Origin of the sequence: Pseudomonas tremae, assembly GCF_023278125.1 — a bacterium.
Taxonomy (GTDB): domain Bacteria; phylum Pseudomonadota; class Gammaproteobacteria; order Pseudomonadales; family Pseudomonadaceae; genus Aquipseudomonas; species Aquipseudomonas tremae.
The window spans coordinates 588,793-610,316 of sequence record NZ_CP066270.1 but is presented as its reverse complement, the minus strand read 5'-3'; the positions used below and the strand labels follow the sequence as shown (position 1 = coordinate 610,316).

The following is a 21,524-nucleotide window of genomic DNA, read 5'->3' as shown; positions in this document are numbered from 1 at the left end:
CTGGCTGAAGCTCTTACAGCGGCAGGTTTAGGCGCGATACAAAGGCCAAACTGTACCGTGTGCAGTGGATATGCTTCTCGCTGAATTCGGCCGAAATGCAATCATCGGAAGCCTTCGCTCCGACAGAGCGCGTCGCTCCATCTAGGCGCTCCAAGCTAAAAACGTGCGCCCGGCTCACCGCGCGAAACTCTTCGACATCGGCAAAGCTGCGCAGATCTGCTTGGCGCGCCCGGCGCTTGCTTGGGTTGCGGATATTGGCGAACCACTCGCCGCTGCCGGCACTGCGGGCAGTTTCCTGGAACCTCAGTGCTGTTAGTCGGCGCTCGCCGACGCTGGTGATAATCAGCTCGCCCATCGGATGCCAGGCTTAATGTTCACCGCCCCCCTATACTTGCGCTTGTTTCGATCATCGTTGGATTCAGCTAGGGCGTGTTGCCATCATGAGGTCACCAACTGTTTGATCTTCTCGATACCGGCGCCAAATCTGGCCGCCAACTCCTGACGTTGCTCGACAGTGCTGCTCGCATCGCCGTTCAATTCCTTCAGCGCTTTATTCAAGCTAAAGTGGATCGCTAAAAGCTCATTGAAATCTAACTGGCCAGAAGATTCGGAGTTGTCCGACTGCAGATATTTCTCAATTTTCCGCAAGTCGTCGATGACCGATACCTGGCCTGCTGAAAAGCATTCGAATATAGGCTCGGCTGGTCGGAAAGAATTCATATGCGCGTTCCGAATGAACAAGCGATCTTTATCAGCTGCCAATTCGGTGTTGTGACTTGATAAGGAAATGAAGTCACCCTCAAGCTCGTCGCGGCGCTGCACCCGTGCTGTTGGGTCGGTTATTTCGTTGGGCAGCAGTGGACGCTGCTCTCTAACCATCGCGGCATTGAAGCCGGGTGTGCCATTATGTTCCGGGAGCTTTTCTAAAACTGCGGTAATTTCTTTTTCAGTCAGAATGTCTTTCTTTATTACTTGCTTGCCCAAGTGCTTCAGATTGTCGAGTATTATACCGACGTTGTGTTTGTTTAATGTGCCATTAAACTCAAGATGGTAATGCGGCAGCATTTTTCCATTATCGGCATAACTGACGCCCAGTGTGTGGTAATAATCGTAATCCTTTTCATTCGATTTGCGTGGAATACGTCGATCCTCGTACACCTTGCCATCGCCCTCCAAATGATTTTCATGAATGCTGATCGGTGTTTCCCCATGCTCCGCCGCTATCTGGTTGTAGGTCATTACGATACTGGTGACGGCGCGCTGAAGATCGCGTTTTTCTGTTTGGCTCAGTTCGCCGCTGCAAAACTTTTCCGATCCGGTCAGATTCAGCAGGCCTTTTTCAGGTCGCACTTCAATGTTCTGTAAAAGTAAACCGGGTGAGCACGTCACGCGCTGCCATTGACGCTTGTCGTTTTGAGCCAGCATCAGAATTCCTGCGCTGAGATTGCTGGCATTTTCAGTGGGATGCAGCAAGGTGTCGAACCGGCGTACATCGGGCGCCAGCTTGTGTGTGGTTTCTGCGGAGGTTGAATTGGAACGCCTTAGCGTGGGGAAAAGTTTATTTAATTTCGATTGCAACGCTTTGTCGCGTGCCGAATTAACAACCGAGCTAGTACCCGTTTTTTTGTCTATTGGTGACGACGGTGTCGGTGTCGGTGTCGGTGTCGGTGCCGACACCACCGCTGCGGGCTGCTGATAGTCGTTGAAAACTGATGTTTTGGAAACAGGGATCGATAGGGTTGAGCGCATGATTTCTCCATACAAAGGTGAAAGGTTATAAAGTCGAGGCGAGTGCGGCGTTTCGTGAGTTTCAGGCGCACCTTCCCCACATCAGGCCGGCACGTACCTCAATTGCGCGATGCGTTGGGCATTGTTGATCAGGCCCTGAACTGTCTCGAATGAATTAATTTGGCCTCATGTGTGGTCACAAGAGCTCGTGAGTTCCGAAGACAGATTCAAAACTGACGAATGCATTGATGGGGGGGAGCACCACGCTGACGGGGCCTCTTTTAGGCTTTTTATTCAGCGTACCTGTGGCAGGTGTTGGCGCTGCTCAACGAAGCCGAAAGTATCGCCGGACCGATCAGCGAAGGAGCGGATTAGAAGGTCGTCACTTCCGCCAGACATCGTGGCAAGCACAAGCCTGCCGCTCGACAACAACGCTGCTGAACGCCTGGCCTGGTTTCAGCGATGATCGAGTTGACCGGGGGATCGCCAGCCATCGGCATAGGATCCTCCGGTAGTCTCATCACACCAGCCTCAGGGAGCGTGGTTGTTACGCTCCCTGTGGCAGTTTCAAATTGAGCAGCCGTCGCCTACCCATCAAGACACTGTGATAGGTCGCGCTGGTTATCGCCTGCCACCAAGCCGCAGGGGCGGTAGCATTTTACGAACGGGTAGATAGAGAAGAACCTCCACGACTAAATACTCCCTGAGGATTATTTATTTTTCCAGTCGGTGTGCACCGGATTCGTTACGGTATTTTCTTCTTGGGTGTAAGTGCCATTCTGCTCGGCAAGGGCTTCGCCGGTATCAACAACGGCGTTCTGGATGAATATGCTTTGCTTGTCTCCACGGACGAAAGTTAACTGATGAAAGGCCGTTTTATTCCCCCAGTCGCTAGACGGCAGAGAAATGAAACGCACGGTGAAAGTTTCTTCGTCTGGCTTGCCCTGTATGGAGTAAACGCCATAGTGGTTCTCGCCCTGCGAAATGAGTTTGTATGTGCCGTTGTCGTAGTAATAGATCTCGGCATCAGGGAAAGGTTTTTTGTCGTACATTTTACGGTAATGCAGCACTTGCTTGATGGTGGGCTTACCGAAGCTAACGGTCAGTTCTTTACCATCCACCGAGGTTGTCAGTCCCTCGGCGTGAGCGCCGCTCATGAGCAGGAGCAGAGCTGTGGTTACCATTGTGATGAATTTCAATTCACTTTTCCTCGCCTGATTTTATGAAGGACGTTACGTCAACGTACTGAGACTCTCACCCACGTTGGCGATGTTACAATTTCATGTGCGCACTGCATACCAGTTATGACTATGGCCCTATGCACATCCTGCAAAAGGATTCCTGAATTTGCAAGATCTACCAACCAGGCAGCCTGGGACTGCAAATTACCCATTATTCCCATAGCGTAGCATCAAGAAAACCGAGTACACCATCAGAGCTACCTCTCGGTAGCGCACACTGTCCTCGAAAAGCGGCAGCCATTGGCGATAACGTATTTATCACCACGTTACAGATGTGATGTCGGATGAGAAAGCGGGATCACTACGCTTTTCGAACGCATAGGCTTAGTTAGTTATAACGCAATCATTCGTTGTCGCCGGAACGCCAAGCTCAGTGTCGACCACCTATAGGCTTGATTCCATTGGGTGCGCTCAGCAGCGATACAACAGCGCCCATCTACGTAAAGCCTGCCAGGCAGGCGATACCTGCGGCCGCGTCCCCTATCAAGGAGGCCTTTGTAATTTATGCAGACGATAACTAACAGCTCCGGTTCCGAGTTATTGGCACACGTGTACCAGAAGATCCGAAACGCCTACCCTGCACTTTCGCGCAACATTGTCAGAACTCCCATTGTCGAGTTGCCTTGACTCAGCTCTAACAACCGAAGGGTGTGGGCGAAGCTGGAGTGTCTGCAGCGGACTGGCTCTTTCAAATTGCGCGGCGCTTATAATGCACTGCACTTGCTTCCCCCCGGAGCTTCTGTCTATACGGCCTCAATTGAGCTATCGGCGTCAGCGTCAGGCAAGACATCTCGGACCGTCGAAAAGACCAGCTCTTACAGTGCGGTGCCAACCAGCGAAGCCACACTTCTGTCGATGTGGATGCAACTGGTAGATCGTGTGGAACAAGCCTTGAACGAGTTGCAAGCAACCCTGCAGCAACACCTGTCGTTTTACCCTGCGCGAGTCGTTACCCGTAGACCCCATGATTGAAAGTTTCATGGGCGATGCGCTGGACAGCACCCGTAAAATGATCAGCAGTTGCCGCAGCCCGGGTCTGGACGGGCGTCGGGTCGCGCAGCGATATCGCTTGTTGATTCAACAGTTCGGACTCGCCCGCTCAGCCTTGAACTGGTGCAGTGCAAGTACCGATCAAAGCACAGAGATCATGTTTTTCGATCCTGCGGACCTGCAAACCAGCTCTGTGAACTATGAACGCTATGGTTCGGTGGCCCTGCGCGAGCTTGAACTGAACCTGGTGCGTGCGATCGGCTTCGGCGGTGGAGCGCGCACAGCGCTGCTAACCTCCAGCGGTCAGCGGCCTACTCGACGCTGGAAAGCTTTCTTTTACGCGAAGTCTTTCCAAAACACCCGGAAGCAGCCCGCGTGGCAAGGGTCCCCTATCCGCGCGACTGGCGCGAGCGCCAGTGGAAACATGGTGGAAGTGTCGTTGCCATCACTTTCAGTGAGCCGGGCTTGAACAATCGGCACTGCCTGGAGGGCTTGATCGAACTCATCATTAACAGTTGCAGAAGCGCAGGCGTATCGATCACCAAAGGCTGAGCTTCGGGTTTGGCGTTACCCGTATTTCAGCGGCTGCGGCAATAGCGGAGTCAACAGATCCCTTCTTGCGTTTCTCGATGGGCGAAGAAACCAGCGAACAACTGGAACAGCTGGTCGCCTGCGTTACCCAGTCCATTTACATCTTTCTGGAAACCTTCGAATGAACCTCGACATCAGCTCCGATACCTCATTGATCCGCGCGAGCTTACCGATGCGTGCAGGGTTATTGACTTTGCGCGATGCGGGTCCGCAAGACGCCTACGCATTTGTCGAATACTGGACCGACAGCCCGGCGTCCTCCTTGGAAATATTAGGTGTGGATACAGCACGCTTGGGCGATGCACAGCAAATTCGTGAACGCTTTCTGCGCAACATGCCTTCCAGCGAACCGCTCGGACAATCAACCGTTATTTACTCTCTGTATCTGAACGACATGCTGATTGGTTACAGCAATACCAATCGATACGACGCTCAGGAAAATTACTCACACTTGCACACCTACCGGAAAGCCTTGCGCCAAGCGGTAGGCCAGGCCCGAAAGCACAAACAACCGGAGGCGGCGTAGGGGCTTGCCTCATAGGTTTGTGCATAGCGCATTATCTGGAAAAGTTTGACTTGGAGCGTCTGGTTATCCAGACACGCACTCGCAACAAGCTGATCAACCGTGCGCTGGACCTGTATCTGCCAGCTTCCCAGACGCGTTACTTCGAAAAACCTGACGGCCTTTCCGCGCCTGGCGAGTTTCACGTCCGCTTCGCGTATAGAGGCCAGCATCATTTTTATCAAGAGCGAGCGCAGGCGTTGGCGACGCAAAAGGACGCAACTGAAACGAAGCATTCACATCAAAGGTCTGTATAGCGATCTGAGCCTGTGGAAACATCATCAGGACCTCGCGCTGCCAGTTGATGGTCAGGCTGTTGAACAGCAACAAAAAAGGCGTCCCGAAGGACGCCTTTTTTGTTGAGCTCAAAACAACTGTTTTTGAGCTCTGATCTTCAACCCTGATACAGCTGGGCGAAAATGGTCGGGGTAAGGGGATTCGAACTCCTGACATCCTGCTCCCAAAGCAGGCGCGCTACCGGACTGCGCTATACCCCGACTGAAACTGCATTGAACCTTGCGAAATCTGGCTCCACGACCTGGACTCGAACCAGGGACCCAGTGATTAACAGTCACTTGCTCTACCAACTGAGCTATCGCGGAACTATCAATTTCAGATTCAACTTTACCACCTGTAGCGTTGAAACCAGCGTGCTGTTAACTCGTTGATTTCAATCTCATCGACCTTTGCGCTTCGTTTGTATCGTTGCGTTCACGTCTCTGAGGCGCGCTATTCTACAATTTTAAAAACACCTGTCAACCCTATAAATTGCTTTTTAAGACAATGATTTGCGATTTTTTTCCAGATCGTCTTGCCGACCCGATTTTACGGTTGGCTGCCCCGACCTGAAAAGGGCCCTCATGCCGAGAGCCCTTCTCTAGAGACGCCGACGGGCGAATCAGCTGAACACAATCTCGTCGTCGACCACCTTGCCGGTGATGCTGGTACCGGCCTCGAAGCCGCCCGACAGGATCAGCTGCGCCAGCGGGTTTTCGATCCAGCGCTGGATGGCGCGCTTCAGCGGACGTGCGCCATAGACCGGGTCGTAGCCGACGGCAATAAGCTTGTCGAGCGCCTCGGGGCTCAGCACCATTGTCAGTTCGCGCTCGGCCAGGCGCTTGCGCAGGCGGCCAAGCTGGATATCGGTAATGCCGGCAATCTGATCACGCGCCAGAGGCTCGAAGATCACCACTTCGTCGATCCGGTTGACGAACTCCGGACGGAAGTGGGTGCTGACGGCATCCATCACCGCCGCGCGTTGCGCCTCGCGGTCGCCCACCAGCTCCTGGATCTGCGCCGAGCCCAGGTTGGAGGTCATGACGATCACGGTATTGCGGAAATCCACTGTGCGCCCGTGGCTGTCGGTCAGGCGTCCGTCCTCCAACACTTGCAGCAGGATATTGAACACATCCGGGTGCGCCTTCTCGACCTCATCGAGCAGAATCACCGAATACGGTTTGCGGCGCACGGCTTCGGTCAGGTAACCGCCCTCTTCATAGCCGACATAGCCTGGCGGTGCACCGATCAGGCGAGCCACGGAATGTTTCTCCATGAACTCAGACATGTCGATGCGCACCATGGCCTCTTCGGTGTCGAACAGGAATTCGGCCAGCGCCTTGCACAGTTCGGTCTTACCCACACCGGTCGGGCCGAGGAACATGAACGAACCGCTTGGGCGATTAGGGTCAGACAACCCGGCACGCGAACGGCGCACAGCGTTGGCAACGGCGACCACAGCTTCGTCCTGGCCGATAACCCGGTTGTGCAGCAGGGTTTCCATGCGCAACAGTTTGTCGCGCTCGCCTTCAAGCATCTTGGACACGGGAATGCCAGTCCACTTGGAGACGACTTCAGCAATCTCTTCCTCGGTCACCTTGCTGCGCAACAACTGGTTTTCGGGCTTGCCGTGCTGATCAACCATTTGCAGGCTGCGTTCCAGGTCCGGAATGATGCCGTACTGCAGCTCGGCCATACGGTTCAGGTCACCACGACGACGCGCGGCTTCCAGTTCCTGACGCGACTGCTCGATTTTCTGCTGGATCTGCGCAGAGCCGGTAACTTCGGCTTTCTCGGACGTCCAGATCTCTTCGAGGTCGGCGTATTCCAGTTCAAGCCGCTCGATTTCGCCCTGAAGTTTTTCCAGACGCTTGATTGCCGCCTCGTCCTTTTCCTTCTTGAGCGCCTGAGCTTCAACCTTGAGCTGAATCAGACGACGCTCCAGACGGTCGAGCACCTCAGGCTTGGAGTCGATCTCCATGCGAATGCGGCTGGCCGCTTCATCGATCAGGTCGATGGCTTTGTCCGGCAACTGGCGATCAGTGATATAGCGATGGCTCAGTTTGGCCGCCGCAATGATCGCGCCGTCGGTAATCGCAACCTTGTGATGCACTTCATAGCGCTCTTTCAGGCCACGCAGGATAGCAATGGTGTCCTCTTCACTCGGCTCGTCCACCAGCACTTTCTGGAAACGGCGTTCGAGGGCGGCGTCCTTCTCTATATATTGACGGTACTCGTTGAGCGTAGTGGCGCCGACACAGTGCAGCTCACCGCGCGCCAGCGCAGGCTTGAGCATGTTGCCAGCGTCCATCGAGCCTTCGCCTTTACCGGCGCCGACCATGGTGTGCAGCTCATCGATGAAGAGGATGATCTGGCCTTCCTGCTTGGACAACTCGTTGAGCAGCGACTTCAGGCGCTCTTCGAACTCGCCACGGTACTTGGCACCGGCGATCAGCGAGCCCATGTCCAGCGACAGCAGACGCTTGCCACGCAGGCCATCCGGCACTTCGCCGTTGATGATGCGTTGCGCCAGACCTTCGGCGATGGCGGTCTTACCCACGCCAGGCTCGCCGATCAGTACCGGGTTGTTCTTGGTGCGGCGTTGCAGGACCTGAATGGTGCGACGAATTTCGTCATCACGACCGATCACCGGGTCGAGCTTGCCTTCTTCGGCGCGCTTGGTCAGGTCGACGGTGTATTTGTCCAGCGCCTGACGTGACTCTTCGACGTTCGGGTCATTCACCGCGCCCTCGCCGCGCAGGTTGTTGATGGCATTTTCCAGCGCTTTCTTGCTCACGCCCTGCCCCAGCAACAATTTGCCGAGTTTGCTGTTCTCGTCCATTGCCGCGAGCAGCACCAGCTCGCTGGAAATGAACTGATCGCCTTTCTGCTGCGCCAGACGGTCAGCCTGGTTGAGCAGCCGCGCGAGGTCCTGCGACATGTTGACGTCGCCGGTCGGGTTCTGGATTTTTGGCAGTCGGTCCAGTTCTGCGCTGAGTTCCTTGCGCAGGCTGTTGATATCAAAGCCGACTTGCAGCAGCAGAGGCTTGATGGAACCGCCCTGCTGTTCCAACAGTGCCTGCATCAGATGCGCAGGCTCGATGGCGGGATGGTCGAGGCCGACGGCCAGAGACTGGGAATCCGATAACGCTAACTGTAATTTACTGGTCAATCTGTCGATACGCATTAGTCACCTTCCTTTTAATGCAGGCCGGAGCAATGAACACACCTATGAAGAAAACCTGCTTGATAGCCCGTTAGATGCGGCCGATTCTGCGTGTTTCAAGCTGGTGCGGGTTGATGCAGATCAGACGAATGATCAGGCAAGCCTAGCTGGTCCGCGTAAAACAGCCTGTAATCAGGCGTTATCGATCCAGATTAGCGAAGCGAAGCGGCCTGTACGGGCAGCGCGGCGGTAGGAAAAGAAACGTGGATCGGTGAACGTATCCAGCCCGCCGCCATAAACAGCAGAGATGCCGTGGGCCGCCAATCGCAGCCGAGCGAGCGTATAGATGTCGGCCATGAAACGATCCGGATTAGAACTGGCGACAAATGCCTCGGAGGTCTGCGGGTGACTGCCGATAAAGGCTTCACGCACTTCAGGGCCTACTTCGAACGAAGGCTGACCGATGGCGGGACCCAGCCAGACCAGAATGTCTTGCGGATCGCTTTGCAGGCTATCCGCCGTCGCTTCCAGCACACCCGCTGCCAGACCGCGCCAGCCCGCATGCGCCGCCGCGACGCGCGTACCGTCGCGGCGACAGAACAGGGCTGGCAGGCAATCGGCAGTCATTATAGTGCAGGCCACACCGGGGCTGCTGGTCCAGCTGGCATCGGCTTCGTCAACACGGGAGGGATCGGCATGGACGACATTCACGCCATGCACCTGACGCAACCAGGCGGGTCGAACATTCAGATGGGTGGTCAGGCGCAGGCGATTGTCCGCCACGGCCGCTGGGTTGTCATCGACATGATCGCCCAGGTTGAAGCTGTCGAACGGAGCCAGGCTGGCCCCGCCCGAGCGGGTGGTGACGCACGACTTGATCTGCGCTGGCACAGGCCAGTCAGGTATCAGCCAGTCATTCACCCGATGAAGGCCTCGCGATCCTGCTTGAGCAGCGACAGCAACCAGACGAAATCATCCGGCAACGGCGATTCCCAGCTCATGCGCTTGCCGGTTATTGGATGGTCCAGCTCCAGAAAACGCGCATGCAACGCCTGACGCGGGAAGGTCTTGAGTGAATCGACCATCGTCAGGCTGGCCGCCGGGGGAATACGGAAACGGCCGCCGTAGGCTGGGTCTCCGACCAACGGGTAGTTGATGTGCGCCATGTGGACGCGGATCTGGTGCGTGCGGCCGGTTTCAAGCTTGACCCGCACGTGCGTGTGCGAACGGAAACGCTCCAGCACGCGGTAATGACTGACCGCCTGCTTGCCACCTTCCATCACTGCCATACGCTGGCGCTGCTGGCCATGACGACCGATTGGTGCATCGATCTTGCCACCCGCGGTGACCACGCCGATCACGATGCACTCGTAGATACGGCTGACACTGCGGCTCTGCAATTGAGTGACCAGTTGTGTCTGCGCCTGAATGGTCTTGGCGACCACCATCAAGCCGGTGGTGTCCTTGTCCAGTCGATGCACGATACCGGCGCGCGGGACATTGATGATGTCCGGCACGTGGTGCAGCAAGGCGTTGAGCAGCGTGCCGTCAGCGTGACCGGCAGCCGGATGCACCACAAGGCCCGCAGGCTTGTTGATGACGAGGATCTGGTCGTCTTCATAGATAATGTCGAGCTCGATGTCCTGAGCGACCCATTCACCCTGGGCCTCCTGCTCGGCAATCAGCTCGAGAACAGCGCCACCATGCACGATGTCACGAGGGCGCAGAACGCCTCCGTCCACAGTCAGGCGGCCGTCCTTGATCCAGGCGGAAAGGCGCGAGCGCGAGTGCTCAGCGAATAATTGTGCGGCGACTTGATCGAGGCGTTGACCGCCCAATTCGGACGGCACCTCTGCGCGAAGTTCTATATTTTCGGACATGACCAGACTAGGTGGCGGCTAGCCTTTGGTTTCGGCAGCGCGCTTGTGGTTAAATACGGCGTCTTTTGTCCCGCCGGTATCGCGGGGCGCTCATCATAACAGGACGGCCCCGCCCAAGACAGCAGGCCGTTATAGGGACGCAAGCCGCCATGCAAGTGAAACACCTGCTGCTGATCGCCATCCTCGCATTGACTGCGGCCTGTTCGTCGAAGGAAGTCATCGACGAAAACCTCAGCGAAGTCGAGCTGTACCAGCAGGCGCAGGCCGACCTGGGAAACAATAGCTATAACAGTGCCACGGAGAAGCTCAAGGCGCTGGAATCCCGCTATCCGTTCGGTCGCTACGCTGATCAGGCCCAGCTCGAGCTCATTTACTCGAACTACAAAAACGGTGAACCCGAAGCAGCCAAATCCGCTGCCGAGCGTTTTATCCGCCTGCATCCGCAGCACCCGAACGTTGACTACGCGTACTACATGAAGGGGCTGACCTCCTTCGACCAGGACGTGGGCCTGTTGGCGCGCTTCCTGCCGCTGGACCAGACCAAGCGTGACCCGGGTGCTGCACGCGACTCGTTCAACGAGTTCGCCCAGCTCACCAGCCGCTTTCCGAACAGCCGCTACGCGCCCGATGCCAAGCAACGCATGATCTACCTGCGCAACCTGCTGGCGTCCTATGAAATTCACGTAGCCGACTATTACCTGACTCGTCAGGCCTATGTCGCTGCCGCCAACCGCGGTCGCTATGTGGTGGAAAACTTCCAGGAAACGCCTTCGGTCGGCGACGGCCTGGCAGTGATGGTCGAGTCCTATCAGCGTCTGCATCTGGACGACCTGGCTGCCACCAGCCTTGAAGTCCTGAAGACCAACTACCCGAACCACCCGCAACTGGCTGACGGCAAGTTCACTCCGCGTGAGGCCGAGGCCGATAACCGCTCGTGGCTGTCGAAAGCGACGCTGGGCCTGATTGACGGTAGCGCGCCGCTGCCACCGGGCCAGACTCGTGCCGACCAGGACATGAAAAAGCAGTACCAGGATGCCAAGGACTCGATCCCGAAAGAGTTGCTGCCTGAAAATCAGGCAGAACTGGACGAGCAGGCTGAAAAGGAAGCCGAAGAAAACGGCACCAAGAGCCGCTCCTGGCTCAGCTACATGACCCTGGGTCTGTTCGACTGATCCTTGTCGAACATGACGCACCTGAAAAGAGGCTTTCGAGCCTCTTTTTTTATGCATCACATTTATCCACGACAGCCACTGTGCGCCCGCCTGCAGCTTGGCTACACTGCGCCATCGTCAATCACTAAGCGGGTAATCATGATTCGCCTATTAATGTGGGTCGCTTTGATCGCCGCGGTGATCTGGTTCGTCAAGCGCCTGATCAATCCCCCCAAACCAAAGACCCGCCCGGCGTCACCTGAAATCGACGCAGCGCCGATGGTCCGCTGCGCCCACTGCGGCGTTCACTCCCCACGAGACCGCGCGTTGAGTCAGGGGCAGCAATGGTATTGCAGCGAGGCACACCGGCTGCAAGGCCCTGCGGCACGTGACCGCTGATACGCCTTACCTTGCCAGCCCACAGGCGCAACGGATTCTGCGGCTGTATCACCTTTATCGACTGACCATCGGCGTCGTCCTGGTGTTGCTCATTTCCACAAGCATGGAGACCGAGCTTCTACAGTTGGCAAACCCGAACCTGTTCCGGGCAGGTTGCTGGCTGTATCTGGTGTTCAACATTCTGGTCGTGGTGCTACTGGAACGCCCTACGCGCCAGGCTCAGCTGTTCAGCCTGGCCATGACCGACGCAATCATGCTCTCAGGCCTGTTCTATGCGGCGGGCGGCCCTTCCAGTGGTATCGGCAATCTGCTGATTGCTTCGGTGGCCATCAGCAACGTGCTGTTGCGCGGTCGCATCGGTCTGCTGATCGCTGCCATATCGGCCATCGGCATCATTTACCTGACGTTCTATATCAGCTTCGGCACACCCTCGGTTTCCAATGATTACGTGCAAGCGGGGTCCTTGGGCGCTTTGTGCTTTGCTGCTGCGTTGCTGGTGCAGGCGCTGACGGCACGCATGCAGGTCAGCGAGGGGCTGGCCGAACAACGGGCCGCAGATGTCGACAGCCTTGAAGAACTCAACGCGCTCATCCTGCAACGCATGCGCACCGGCATTCTGGTGCTGGACGCCCGCCGCCAGGTGCTGCTGGCCAATCAGGGCGCGCTGACCCTGCTGGGCCACGAGCGGCTGGTCGGTCAGGTCATCGACGCTTATTCGCCGCAGCTGGTGGATCGCCTTCGGCAGTGGCTGATCAATCCGATCATGGTGCCACGCAGTATCAGCGTCTCGGCGATCGGCCCGGAGCTGCAGCCGAGTTTTGCCGCACTCAATCGTGGCGATCAGCGCCAGACGCTGATCTTTCTCGAAGACCTGTCGCAGATTGCTCACCAGGCACAGCAGCTAAAACTGGCAGCGCTGGGCCGTCTGACTGCCGGGATTGCCCATGAAATCCGCAACCCCTTGGGGGCTGTCAGCCATGCGGCGCAGTTACTCAACGAATCGGAAGAGCTCAGCACGCCGGATCGCCGCCTGGCGCAGATCATTCACGACCAGTCGCAGCGCATTGACCGGGTGATTGAAAACGTACTGCAACTGTCCCGACGACGCGAGGCGAAACCGGACCTGCTGGACCTCAGCGTCTGGCTTGAAAGATTTGTCAGCGACCTTCGCGCCTCTGTCCCGCCCGATCAGACTATCCACGTGGAAACAGGTCCCGGCGTGCTGACCACCCGCATGGACGCGGAGCAATTGACTCAGGTCATGACTAACCTGGTGCAGAACGGCCTACGCTACAGCCGCCAAAATCATGCGTACGCGCAGGTCTGGCTGAGGCTGCACCATGATCCGAAAAGCGCCCTGCCCGTTCTGGAAGTGCTGGATGATGGTCCGGGCGTCAGTGAGCAGCACCTGAGCAAGATTTTCGAACCGTTTTTCACGACTGAAAGCAAAGGCACCGGCCTGGGTCTATACCTTTCCCGAGAGTTATGCGAAAGCAATCGGGCGCATTTGGAATACGTCTCCCGACAAAGCGGTGGCAGTTGTTTGCGCATCACCTTCGCCCACCCGTTCAAAACGAGTTGAGCATGAGCCAACGGCAAAAGATTCTGATCGTCGACGATGAGCCGGATATTCGTGAGCTCCTGGAGATCACCCTGGGGCGCATGAAACTCGATACCCGCAGCGCTCGCAATGTTGCCGAAGCGCACGAATGGCTGGCGCGTGAGCCGTTCGACATGTGCCTGACCGACATGCGCCTGCCTGACGGCAATGGCCTTGAACTGGTGCAGCATATCCAGCAAGGCTACCCGCAGGTGCCCGTGGCAATGATCACGGCTCACGGCAACCTCGACACGGCGATCCATGCGCTCAAGGCCGGAGCTTTTGATTTTGTTACCAAACCTGTCGACCTCAACCGACTGCGTGAGCTGGTCAACAGCGCCCTGAGCCTGCCTTCCAGCCCGCCACCGGTGCGCAGTGTCGACAGCCGCCTGTTGGGCGAGTCGCCACCGATGCGCAGTCTGCGCACGCAAATCGGCAAGCTGGCACGCAGTCAGGCACCGATCTACATCAGTGGCGAATCGGGCAGCGGCAAGGAACTGGTCGCGCGACTGATCCATGAACAGGGTCCGCGCAACGAAAAACCCTTCGTCCCGGTAAACTGCGGTGCCATTCCTTCAGAACTGATGGAAAGCGAATTTTTCGGTCATCGCAAAGGCAGCTTCAGCGGCGCCCACGAAGACAAACCTGGCCTGTTTCAGGCGGCCCATAACGGTACGTTGTTTCTTGATGAGGTCGCCGACCTGCCGTTGGCCATGCAGGTAAAGTTGCTGCGGGCGATTCAGGAAAAAGCCATCCGCAGCGTCGGCGGTCAGCAGGAGCAAGTGGTGGATGTGCGCATCCTGTGCGCCACTCATAAAGACCTGGCTGTAGAGGTCGCCGCAGGCAGGTTTCGTCAGGATCTGTATTACCGATTGAATGTGATCGAGCTGCGCGTGCCCTCATTGCGCGAGCGACGTGAGGACATCGACCAGTTGGCAGCCAGTGTTTTGCGACGACTGGCTGGCAACGGCGCTCAGCCAGTTGCGCGCCTGCACGCGCAGGCGCTGGAAACGCTGAAAAGCTATCGATTCCCCGGTAACGTGCGCGAACTGGAGAACATGCTGGAGCGCGCATATACCTTGTGTGAAAACGCTGAAATCCATGCCAGCGACCTGCGTCTGGCCGAATGCGCCAGCTCCCAGGAACAAAATGGCCCGAGCCTGGCCGACATCGACAACCTTGAAGACTACCTGGAAAGCATCGAGCGGAAACTCATTCTGCAAGCCCTGGAAGAAACCCGCTGGAACCGCACTGCAGCAGCGGACAGGCTAAGCCTGTCTTTCAGGTCGCTGCGTTACCGACTGAAGAAGCTGGGGCTGGATTGAGGTAAGGGAGAACGCATATCGTGCCCATCGCTCCAGCGTGGGCACGTTGCTCTGAGCGCTCTGCGTCCAATTTTTGTCCTGACGTGGCAGCGCAAAGCGTGACCACCGCACGATACAGTCACTTATTGTTCACTTACACCAATGCCAGTAAGCTCCGCCACATGAACAAAATCATCGGCAATACAGCAGCAGGCCGTGGTCCGGTGGATCATGAGATTCGTGATCAGATCGTGATCGCGGCCACCGAGCATTTCAGCCAATACGGTTACGGCAAGACCACCGTCTCTGATCTTGCCAAGGCCATTGGTTTTTCCAAGGCGTATATCTACAAGTTCTTCGAGTCCAAACAGGCCATCGGTGAAATGATCTGTGCCAACTGCCTGGGCGTAATCGAGGCAGAGGTCAGGGCAGCGGTGAACGAAGCCGTCAGCCCACCCGAAAAGCTCCGGCGCATGTTCAAATCGGTCGTCGACGCCAGCCTGCGTCTGTTTTCACAGGATCGCAAGCTGTACGAGATCGCCACATCGGCAGCGACCGAGCGTTGGCAGGCGACGTTGATTTACGAGGAGCACCTCAAGGCTATTCTTCAGAACATTCTTCAGGAGGGACGGCAAAGCGGCGACTTCGAACGCAAGACACCGCTCGATGAAACCGTCATGGCGATCTATCTCGTGATGCGCCCCTATATCAATCCGCTGCTTCTGCAGCATGGCTTCGATCACACCGAAGAAGGCCCCGGCCAGTTATCGAGCCTGGTGCTGCGCAGTCTGTCGCCATGAAAAAACAACGACTGTGACCATTGACTAATTTAGTCACTAGAATCAAAGTGCAGGCATCAATTCCTGCACGTTGAGATTTCCATGCTCCGGCACCGCTTTGCTTTGCTTGTTCTCGCCAGTGTCCTGCCAGTTGCCCTGACCGCTTGCAGCGAAAAACCGCAACCAGACCCGCGCAGCGAGTCGCCGTTGGTGCGGGTCACGGTACTCAAGAAGGCTGGCGCAACGCCCCGCTCTTTCACAGGAACCGTTGCAGCGCGAGTGCAGAGTGATCTTGGTTTTCGCGTCTCGGGCAAGGTGTTGGAGCGGTTTGTCGATACCGGGCAGACGGTGAAAACCGGTCAACCGCTGATGCGGATAGACCCTGCCGACCTGAAGCTGGCTGCACTCGCACAACGCGAAGCAGTGACAGCAGCGCGAGCACAGGCCAGGCAGACGGCGGACGAAGAGAAGCGTTACAGCAGCTTGCGCAGCAGTGGTGCCATATCGGCCTCGAACTACGACCAGATCAAAGTGGCGGCGGACTCGGCCAAAGCCCGATTGAGTGCTGCCGAGGCACAGGCAGAGGTCGCCTTCAATGCGACTCGCTACACCGACCTCCTGGCGGATGCCGACGGTATCGTCATGGAAACCCTTGCCGAGCCCGGTCAGGTCGTAAGCGCCGGGCAGGTTGTGGCGCGCATAGCGCATGCTGGCCCTCGTGAGGCGGTTATCCAGCTTCCGGAAAACCTCCGGCCAGCGCTTGATTCCAGCGCCCAAGCCACTCTGTTCGGCAGACCGGGCCTCAATGCCGCGACACGGCTGCGTCAGCTCTCGGATGTTGCAGACCGCCAGACCCGCACCTTTGAAGCGCGGTATGTGCTTGAAGGCGAAATGGCTAATGCGCCACTTGGCACCACCATTACCGTGCAGATTCCCCCTGCAGACCTCTCCGCACAGGAATGGATGCAAGTGCCTGTCGGGGCCCTTCACGACGCAGGCAAGGGACCGGGTGTCTGGGTGATTCAAGGCGAGCCGGCACAGGCGCACTGGGCGCCGGTATTGATTCGGCAGATGGACGACGAACAGGCACAAATCAGCACGCAGCTCGCACCCGGTACGCGAATAGTCGCGCTTGGCGCGCATCTTCTGCATGAAGCACAGGCTGTGCGGGTGATCGCCCAACCGACTATTGCCGAAACCCAAGGGGCGCGACCATGAGCAATGGTCGTTTCAATCTGTCCGCGCTGGCTGTACGCGAACGCTCGATCACTTTGTTCCTGATCTGCCTCATCTCACTGGCGGGGATCATTGCCCTCTTCAAACTGGGACGCGCGGAAGACCCGGCGTTCACGGTCAAGGTGATGACCGTGGTATCCGTCTGGCCCGGAGCGACCGCCCTGGAGATGCAGGATCAGGTGGCAGAAAAAATAGAAAAGCGCCTTCAGGAATTGCGTTGGTATGACCGCTCGGAAACCTACACACGCCCCGGCCTGGCGTTCACCACCCTGACGCTGCTCGACAGTACGCCGCCATCGCAAGTACCGGATGAGTTTTATCAGGCGCGCAAGAAAATAAGCGATGAAGCCATGACCCTTCCGTCCGGGGTCATCGGGCCAATGGTCAATGACGAGTACTCGGACGTTACCTTTGCGCTGTTCGCGCTCAAGGCCAAGGGCGAACCGCAGCGCGTGCTCGTACGTGAAGCCGAAACCATGCGCCAGCGCCTGCTGCATGTGCCGGGCGTGAAGAAGGTCAATATCGTCGGCGAGCAGCCCGAGCGAATTTATGTCGAGTTCTCTCACGAACGGCTGGCAACACTGGGTATCAGCCCTCAAGAGGTATTCACTGCGCTGAATAACCAGAATGCGCTGACTGCAGCAGGGTCGGTCGAAACCCGAGGGCCGCAGGTTTTCATTCGGCTTGACGGTGCGTTCGATGAGCTGCAGAAGATCCGCGACACGCCGGTTGTTGCACAGGGCCGCACGCTCAAGCTGTCGGACATTGCCACGGTCAAGCGTGGCTACGAAGATCCGGCAACGTTCATGATTCGCAACGGCGGCGAGCCGGCATTGCTGCTGGGGATTGTCATGCGTGATGGCTGGAACGGTCTCGACCTGGGCCAGGCGCTGGATCACGAGACAAGCGCGATCAACGCCGAGCTGCCGCTGGGCATGAGTCTGAATAAAGTCACGGACCAGGCCGTCAATATCAGCTCGGCAGTCGATGAGTTCATGATCAAGTTCTTCGTTGCGCTGCTAGTCGTCATGCTGGTGTGCTTCATCAGCATGGGCTGGCGCGTGGGGGTAGTGGTAGCTGCCGCAGTACCGCTGACCCTGGCGATGGTCTTTGTGATCATGGCCATGAGCGGCAAGAATTTCGACCGCATCACGCTGGGCTCGCTGATCCTGGCGCTTGGGCTGCTGGTCGACGACGCGATCATTGCCATCGAAATGATGGTAGTGAAGATGGAAGAAGGTTACGACCGCATCGCCGCCTCGGCCTATGCCTGGAGCCACACCGCCGCCCCCATGTTATCCGGCACGCTGGTAACCGCTGTCGGCTTCATGCCCAACGGTTTCGCGCGCTCCACCGCTGGCGAATACACCAGCAATATGTTCTGGATCGTCGGCATCGCGCTGATTGCCTCGTGGGTGGTCGCCGTATTTTTCACGCCATACTTGGGCGTCAAACTATTGCCCGATGTGAAGCCTGTCGAAGGCGGGCATGAAACGCTCTACAACACACCACGCTATAACCGGTTCCGCCGCATTCTGGCACGCGTCATCGCAGGCAAGTGGCTGGTCGCCGGCTCGGTCATCGGGCTCTTTGTGCTGGCCGTGGCGGGCATGGGGCTGGTCAAGAAACAGTTCTTCCCGGTGTCCGACCGCCCTGAAGTGCTGGTCGAAGTGCAAATGCCTTATGGCACTGCAATCGCCCAGACCAGCGCCGCCGTTACAAAAGTGGAAAACTGGCTGGCCGAACAGCCAGAGGCCGCTATCGTGACCGCCTACATCGGCCAGGGAGCTCCGCGTTTTTACATGGCGATGGGCCCGGAATTACCCGACCCGTCATTTGCCAAGATCGTGGTCCGAACCAATAGCCAGGAGCAGCGCGAGGCACTGAAACACAAATTGCGCCAGGCTATTTCCGAAGGCTTGGCAATGGAAGCGCAGGTGCGCGTCACCCAATTGGTCTTCGGCCCGTACTCGGCATTCCCTGTGGCCTACCGTGTGACTGGCCATGATCCGGATACCCTGCGCAGCATTGCAGCACAGGTGCAGGCGGTCATGATTGCCAGCCCGATGATGCGCACCGTCAACATGGACTGGGGCACTCGCACCCCGACACTGCATTTTACGTTGCAACAGGATCGCCTGCAGGCCATCGGGCTGAGTTCCAGCCAGGTCGCGCAGCAACTGCAATTCCTTCTGACAGGCCTGCCTGTTACAGAGGTGCGCGAAGGCATTCGCACCGTCCAGGTGGTCGCTCGCTCGGCAGGCGACACGCGGCTTGATCCGGCGAAAATCATGGATTTCACGCTTTCGGGCGCCAACGGGCAACGCATCCCGCTGTCGCAGGTGGGTAGCGTCGATGTGCGTATGGAGGAACCGGTGATGCGGCGTCGCGACCGCATGCCGACCATCACGGTGCGAGGTGATATCGCCGACGGCCTGCAACCACCGGACGTGTCGACGGCAATCACACATCAACTCCAGCCCATCATCGATAAGCTGCCCAGCGGTTACCGCATCGAGCAGGCAGGTTCGATTGAGGAGTCAGGCAAGGCGATGACCGCAATGCTGCCGCTGTTCCCCATCATGCTGGCGGTCACGCTGATCATCATCATTTTGCAGGTGCGCTCGATATCGGCCATGGTAATGGTATTCCTGACCAGCCCGCTTGGGCTGATCGGCGTGGTGCCGACACTGCTTCTTTTTCAGCAGCCATTCGGCATCAACGCGCTGGTCGGGCTGATCGCACTGTCCGGCATCCTGATGCGCAACACGTTGATTCTGATTGGCCAGATTCACCACAACGAACAAGAAGGGCTCGACCCATTTCAGGCGGTGGTCGAAGCGACCGTGCAACGTGCGCGCCCCGTGATACTGACGGCGCTGGCGGCCATTCTGGCGTTCATACCGCTCACTCACTCAGTGTTCTGGGGCACGCTCGCCTACACGCTGATCGGCGGCACATTCGCCGGTACGGTACTGACGCTGGTGTTCCTGCCAGCCATGTATTCGATCTGGTTCCGAATCAGGCCGGACAGCAGCAAACAGCCAATAGCGGGGCAACCTGCCTGAATACAGTCAGTCAGACAAGCAGCCGGCCTGCCGCTACGTAAGGCGCAGGATCGATGATCGGCTTGCGGCCCAGCAACAGGTCGGTGAGCAACTGGCACGAGGCAGGCGCCAGCACCAGGCCGTTGCGGTAATGGCCGCAGTTGAGCCACAGCCCGTCGAAGCCGGCCAGCGGTCCAATGAAGGGGATGCCTTCGGGCGAGCCCGGACGCAAGCCTGCCCACTGGAAGACCGGTTGGGCATTGGCCAGCTCCGGAAGCAATTCGATGGCCGAGGCCTTGAGACTTTCCAGCGCGGCCTGCGTGGTGGTCTTGTCGAACCCTTCGTGCTCCAGCGTGCTGCCGATCAGGATATGTCCGTCACGACGCGGGATAGCGTAGCGGCCTTTGGCCAAAACCATGCTGGACAGGAAGTCCGATGCACACTTGTAGAGGATCATCTGGCCTTTTACCGGTTCGACCGGCAACTCCAGACCGAGGGTCTTGAGCAGTTTGCCGCTCCAGGCACCCGCTGCGAGAATCACCCGATCACCGGTAACAGTCCCCGCCAATGTGCTAACGCCTGAAACCCTGTTGCCTTCGCGCACAAAACCGCTGACTTCGCATTGCTCGCGAATCTCGACATTGGGCATCGCCAGCAGCGCGGCCTTGAGCGACTTGACCAGCCGCGGGTTGCGCACGTTGGCTACATCGGCCATGTAGATCGCCCGTGAGTAGCCCTCCCCCAGCGCTGGCACCGCATCATTCACCGCCGAGATATCGACACTGCTCAATGGCCGGTTCTCGCGCGCAGCCCAATCGAGTGCAGCCTGTTCGTCATCAAGGTCGAGCCAGTACAGGCCAGTCTTGTGAACTTCGGGGTCGATGCCGGTCTGTGCCAGCAAACGCTCGCCGAGATGCGGATAGAAGTCCTGCGACCAGTGCGCCAGTGCGGTAACAGCCGGGCTGTAGCGCCATGGGTAAAGCGGCGAGACAATCCCGCCACCGGCCCAGGAAGACTCTTGCCCGACAGCCGAACGATCAAGCAATACGACATTGATCTGCTCGGAGGCGAGGTTGAAAGCGGTCAGCAGACCTATGACTCCACCACCGACAATGACTACTTTTTGCTTGGACATCTTGGTCTCGGGACAAGGAAAACGGTTCTAGCGGCCCCAGCAGTCCTTGGGCGTTACGCCAGCTGCGGAACCAGGGTTAGTACGCGCCCCGGTATTGGTAATCACGAAACTGCCGCACTTGTCGCCAGCCATCATCGTGCCTGGGATAGGTGTGGCGGTCAGGGTGAAATCAGTGGCCGTTGGGACCGAGTCAATCTTGTAATACGTGTTACCACCACTCACGGCCGCGCCTATGTAAGTAGACGGACTGATTCTCGAATAGTAACGCTCCAGCGCTTGCACCTGCTCTGAAAGCAGGCTGGCGATAGCCGAACGCTGAGTGCGCTTCACGTATTCGGTGTAACTGGGATACGCAATGGCGGCCAGAATACCGACAATTGCCACGACGATCATGAGTTCGATCAACGTAAAGCCCCTGGATATCGCTCGCATGATTCGT

The 21,524-nt window shown here is 57.6% G+C and carries 19 protein-coding genes and 2 tRNA genes; 10 read left to right on the top strand and 11 right to left on the bottom strand.

All coding sequences use genetic code 11. The annotated features are described in order from the left end of the window. Nucleotides 1-13: 13 nt before the first annotated feature. Both I9H09_RS02705 and I9H09_RS02700 read right to left on the bottom strand, forming a co-directional pair. Entirely contained in the window at nt 14-355 is a 342-nt protein-coding gene (locus tag I9H09_RS02705) for a hypothetical protein (protein WP_122347379.1), read from the bottom strand. A gap of 83 nt (nt 356-438) precedes the next feature. Then, complete coding sequence (locus tag I9H09_RS02700) at nt 439-1,749, bottom strand: hypothetical protein (RefSeq protein ID WP_235662960.1); 1,311 nt, start codon at nt 1,747-1,749, stop codon at nt 439-441. Nucleotides 1,750-2,178: 429 nt separating this feature from the next. On the opposite strand from I9H09_RS02700, the gene I9H09_RS02695 reads away from it, so the two are divergent. Further along, complete coding sequence (locus I9H09_RS02695) at nt 2,179-2,304, top strand: type IV pilus biogenesis protein PilM (RefSeq protein ID WP_223810538.1); 126 nt, start codon at nt 2,179-2,181, stop codon at nt 2,302-2,304. Between the two features lie 134 nt (nt 2,305-2,438). Here the strand turns inward: I9H09_RS02695 and I9H09_RS02690 are convergent, their stop codons facing one another. Continuing rightward, entirely contained in the window at nt 2,439-2,927 is a 489-nt protein-coding gene (locus I9H09_RS02690; protein ID WP_183136696.1) for a hypothetical protein, read from the bottom strand. 1,006 nt (nt 2,928-3,933) lie between these two features. On the opposite strand from I9H09_RS02690, the gene I9H09_RS02685 reads away from it, so the two are divergent. After that, nucleotides 3,934-4,428 (top strand): hypothetical protein, encoded by a 495-nt coding sequence (locus tag I9H09_RS02685; protein WP_236502301.1) that lies wholly within the window; start codon nt 3,934-3,936, stop codon nt 4,426-4,428. 243 nt (nt 4,429-4,671) lie between these two features. Further along, the gene (locus I9H09_RS02680; RefSeq protein ID WP_223810536.1) at nt 4,672-5,076 is read left to right on the top strand and encodes a hypothetical protein; all 405 of its coding nucleotides are present in this window, start codon (nt 4,672-4,674) and stop codon (nt 5,074-5,076) included. A 93-nt stretch (nt 5,077-5,169) separates the two neighbouring features. Here I9H09_RS02680 and I9H09_RS02675 read toward each other — a convergent pair whose 3' ends face one another. The 6 genes from I9H09_RS02675 to rluD form a co-directional block, all read right to left on the bottom strand. Next, on the bottom strand, nt 5,170-5,442 hold the full coding sequence (locus I9H09_RS02675) for a hypothetical protein (RefSeq protein ID WP_223810539.1): 273 nt from the start codon (nt 5,440-5,442) through the stop codon (nt 5,170-5,172). 90 nt (nt 5,443-5,532) lie between these two features. Then, nucleotides 5,533-5,609 (bottom strand) — tRNA-Pro (locus I9H09_RS02670). A gap of 29 nt (nt 5,610-5,638) precedes the next feature. After that, nucleotides 5,639-5,714, bottom strand: a tRNA-Asn gene (locus I9H09_RS02665). Nucleotides 5,715-6,010: 296 nt separating this feature from the next. Continuing rightward, entirely contained in the window at nt 6,011-8,575 is a 2,565-nt protein-coding gene (clpB, locus tag I9H09_RS02660) for an ATP-dependent chaperone ClpB (protein ID WP_054997892.1), read from the bottom strand. Nucleotides 8,576-8,746: 171 nt separating this feature from the next. Then, nucleotides 8,747-9,475, bottom strand: coding sequence for a peptidoglycan editing factor PgeF (gene pgeF, locus I9H09_RS02655; protein WP_122323614.1), 729 nt, complete (start codon nt 9,473-9,475; stop codon nt 8,747-8,749). Further along, on the bottom strand, nt 9,472-10,434 hold the full coding sequence (gene rluD / locus I9H09_RS02650; protein ID WP_005895286.1) for a 23S rRNA pseudouridine(1911/1915/1917) synthase RluD: 963 nt from the start codon (nt 10,432-10,434) through the stop codon (nt 9,472-9,474). Before rluD ends, pgeF begins: the two co-directional genes overlap by 4 nt. 149 nt (nt 10,435-10,583) lie before the next feature. Between rluD and I9H09_RS02645 the strand changes: the two genes are divergently transcribed. The 7 genes from I9H09_RS02645 to I9H09_RS02615 all read left to right on the top strand — a co-directional run bounded on the left by I9H09_RS02645 (nt 10,584) and on the right by I9H09_RS02615 (nt 19,971). Beyond that, nucleotides 10,584-11,606, top strand: a complete 1,023-nt coding sequence (locus tag I9H09_RS02645) for an outer membrane protein assembly factor BamD (RefSeq protein WP_005895284.1) — start codon at nt 10,584-10,586, stop codon at nt 11,604-11,606. A 138-nt stretch (nt 11,607-11,744) separates the two neighbouring features. After that, nucleotides 11,745-11,984, top strand: a complete 240-nt coding sequence (locus I9H09_RS02640; protein ID WP_054997897.1) for a PP0621 family protein — start codon at nt 11,745-11,747, stop codon at nt 11,982-11,984. After that, the gene (locus I9H09_RS02635) at nt 11,974-13,566 is read left to right on the top strand and encodes a two-component system sensor histidine kinase NtrB (RefSeq protein WP_024669785.1); all 1,593 of its coding nucleotides are present in this window, start codon (nt 11,974-11,976) and stop codon (nt 13,564-13,566) included. Before I9H09_RS02640 ends, I9H09_RS02635 begins: the two co-directional genes overlap by 11 nt. A gap of 2 nt (nt 13,567-13,568) precedes the next feature. Beyond that, nucleotides 13,569-14,909 carry a sigma-54-dependent transcriptional regulator gene (locus I9H09_RS02630; RefSeq protein ID WP_122347869.1) on the top strand — a complete coding sequence of 447 codons (1,341 nt, stop codon included), beginning with the start codon at nt 13,569-13,571 and terminating at the stop codon, nt 14,907-14,909. Nucleotides 14,910-15,070: 161 nt separating this feature from the next. Continuing rightward, nucleotides 15,071-15,688 (top strand): TetR/AcrR family transcriptional regulator, encoded by a 618-nt coding sequence (locus tag I9H09_RS02625; RefSeq protein ID WP_122347870.1) that lies wholly within the window; start codon nt 15,071-15,073, stop codon nt 15,686-15,688. Between the two features lie 81 nt (nt 15,689-15,769). Continuing rightward, nucleotides 15,770-16,885, top strand: a complete 1,116-nt coding sequence (locus I9H09_RS02620) for an efflux RND transporter periplasmic adaptor subunit (RefSeq protein ID WP_122323612.1) — start codon at nt 15,770-15,772, stop codon at nt 16,883-16,885. Continuing rightward, on the top strand, nt 16,882-19,971 hold the full coding sequence (locus I9H09_RS02615) for an efflux RND transporter permease subunit (protein ID WP_236502302.1): 3,090 nt from the start codon (nt 16,882-16,884) through the stop codon (nt 19,969-19,971). Before I9H09_RS02620 ends, I9H09_RS02615 begins: the two co-directional genes overlap by 4 nt. A 10-nt stretch (nt 19,972-19,981) precedes the next feature. On the opposite strand, the gene thiO is transcribed toward I9H09_RS02615, so the two are convergent. Together thiO and I9H09_RS02605 are read right to left on the bottom strand one after the other, a co-directional pair. Then, entirely contained in the window at nt 19,982-21,085 is a 1,104-nt protein-coding gene (gene thiO, locus I9H09_RS02610; protein ID WP_055002533.1) for a glycine oxidase ThiO, read from the bottom strand. Between the two features lie 27 nt (nt 21,086-21,112). Continuing rightward, complete coding sequence (locus I9H09_RS02605; protein WP_024669791.1) at nt 21,113-21,517, bottom strand: type IV pilin protein; 405 nt, start codon at nt 21,515-21,517, stop codon at nt 21,113-21,115. Between the last annotated feature and the right edge of the window lie 7 nt (nt 21,518-21,524).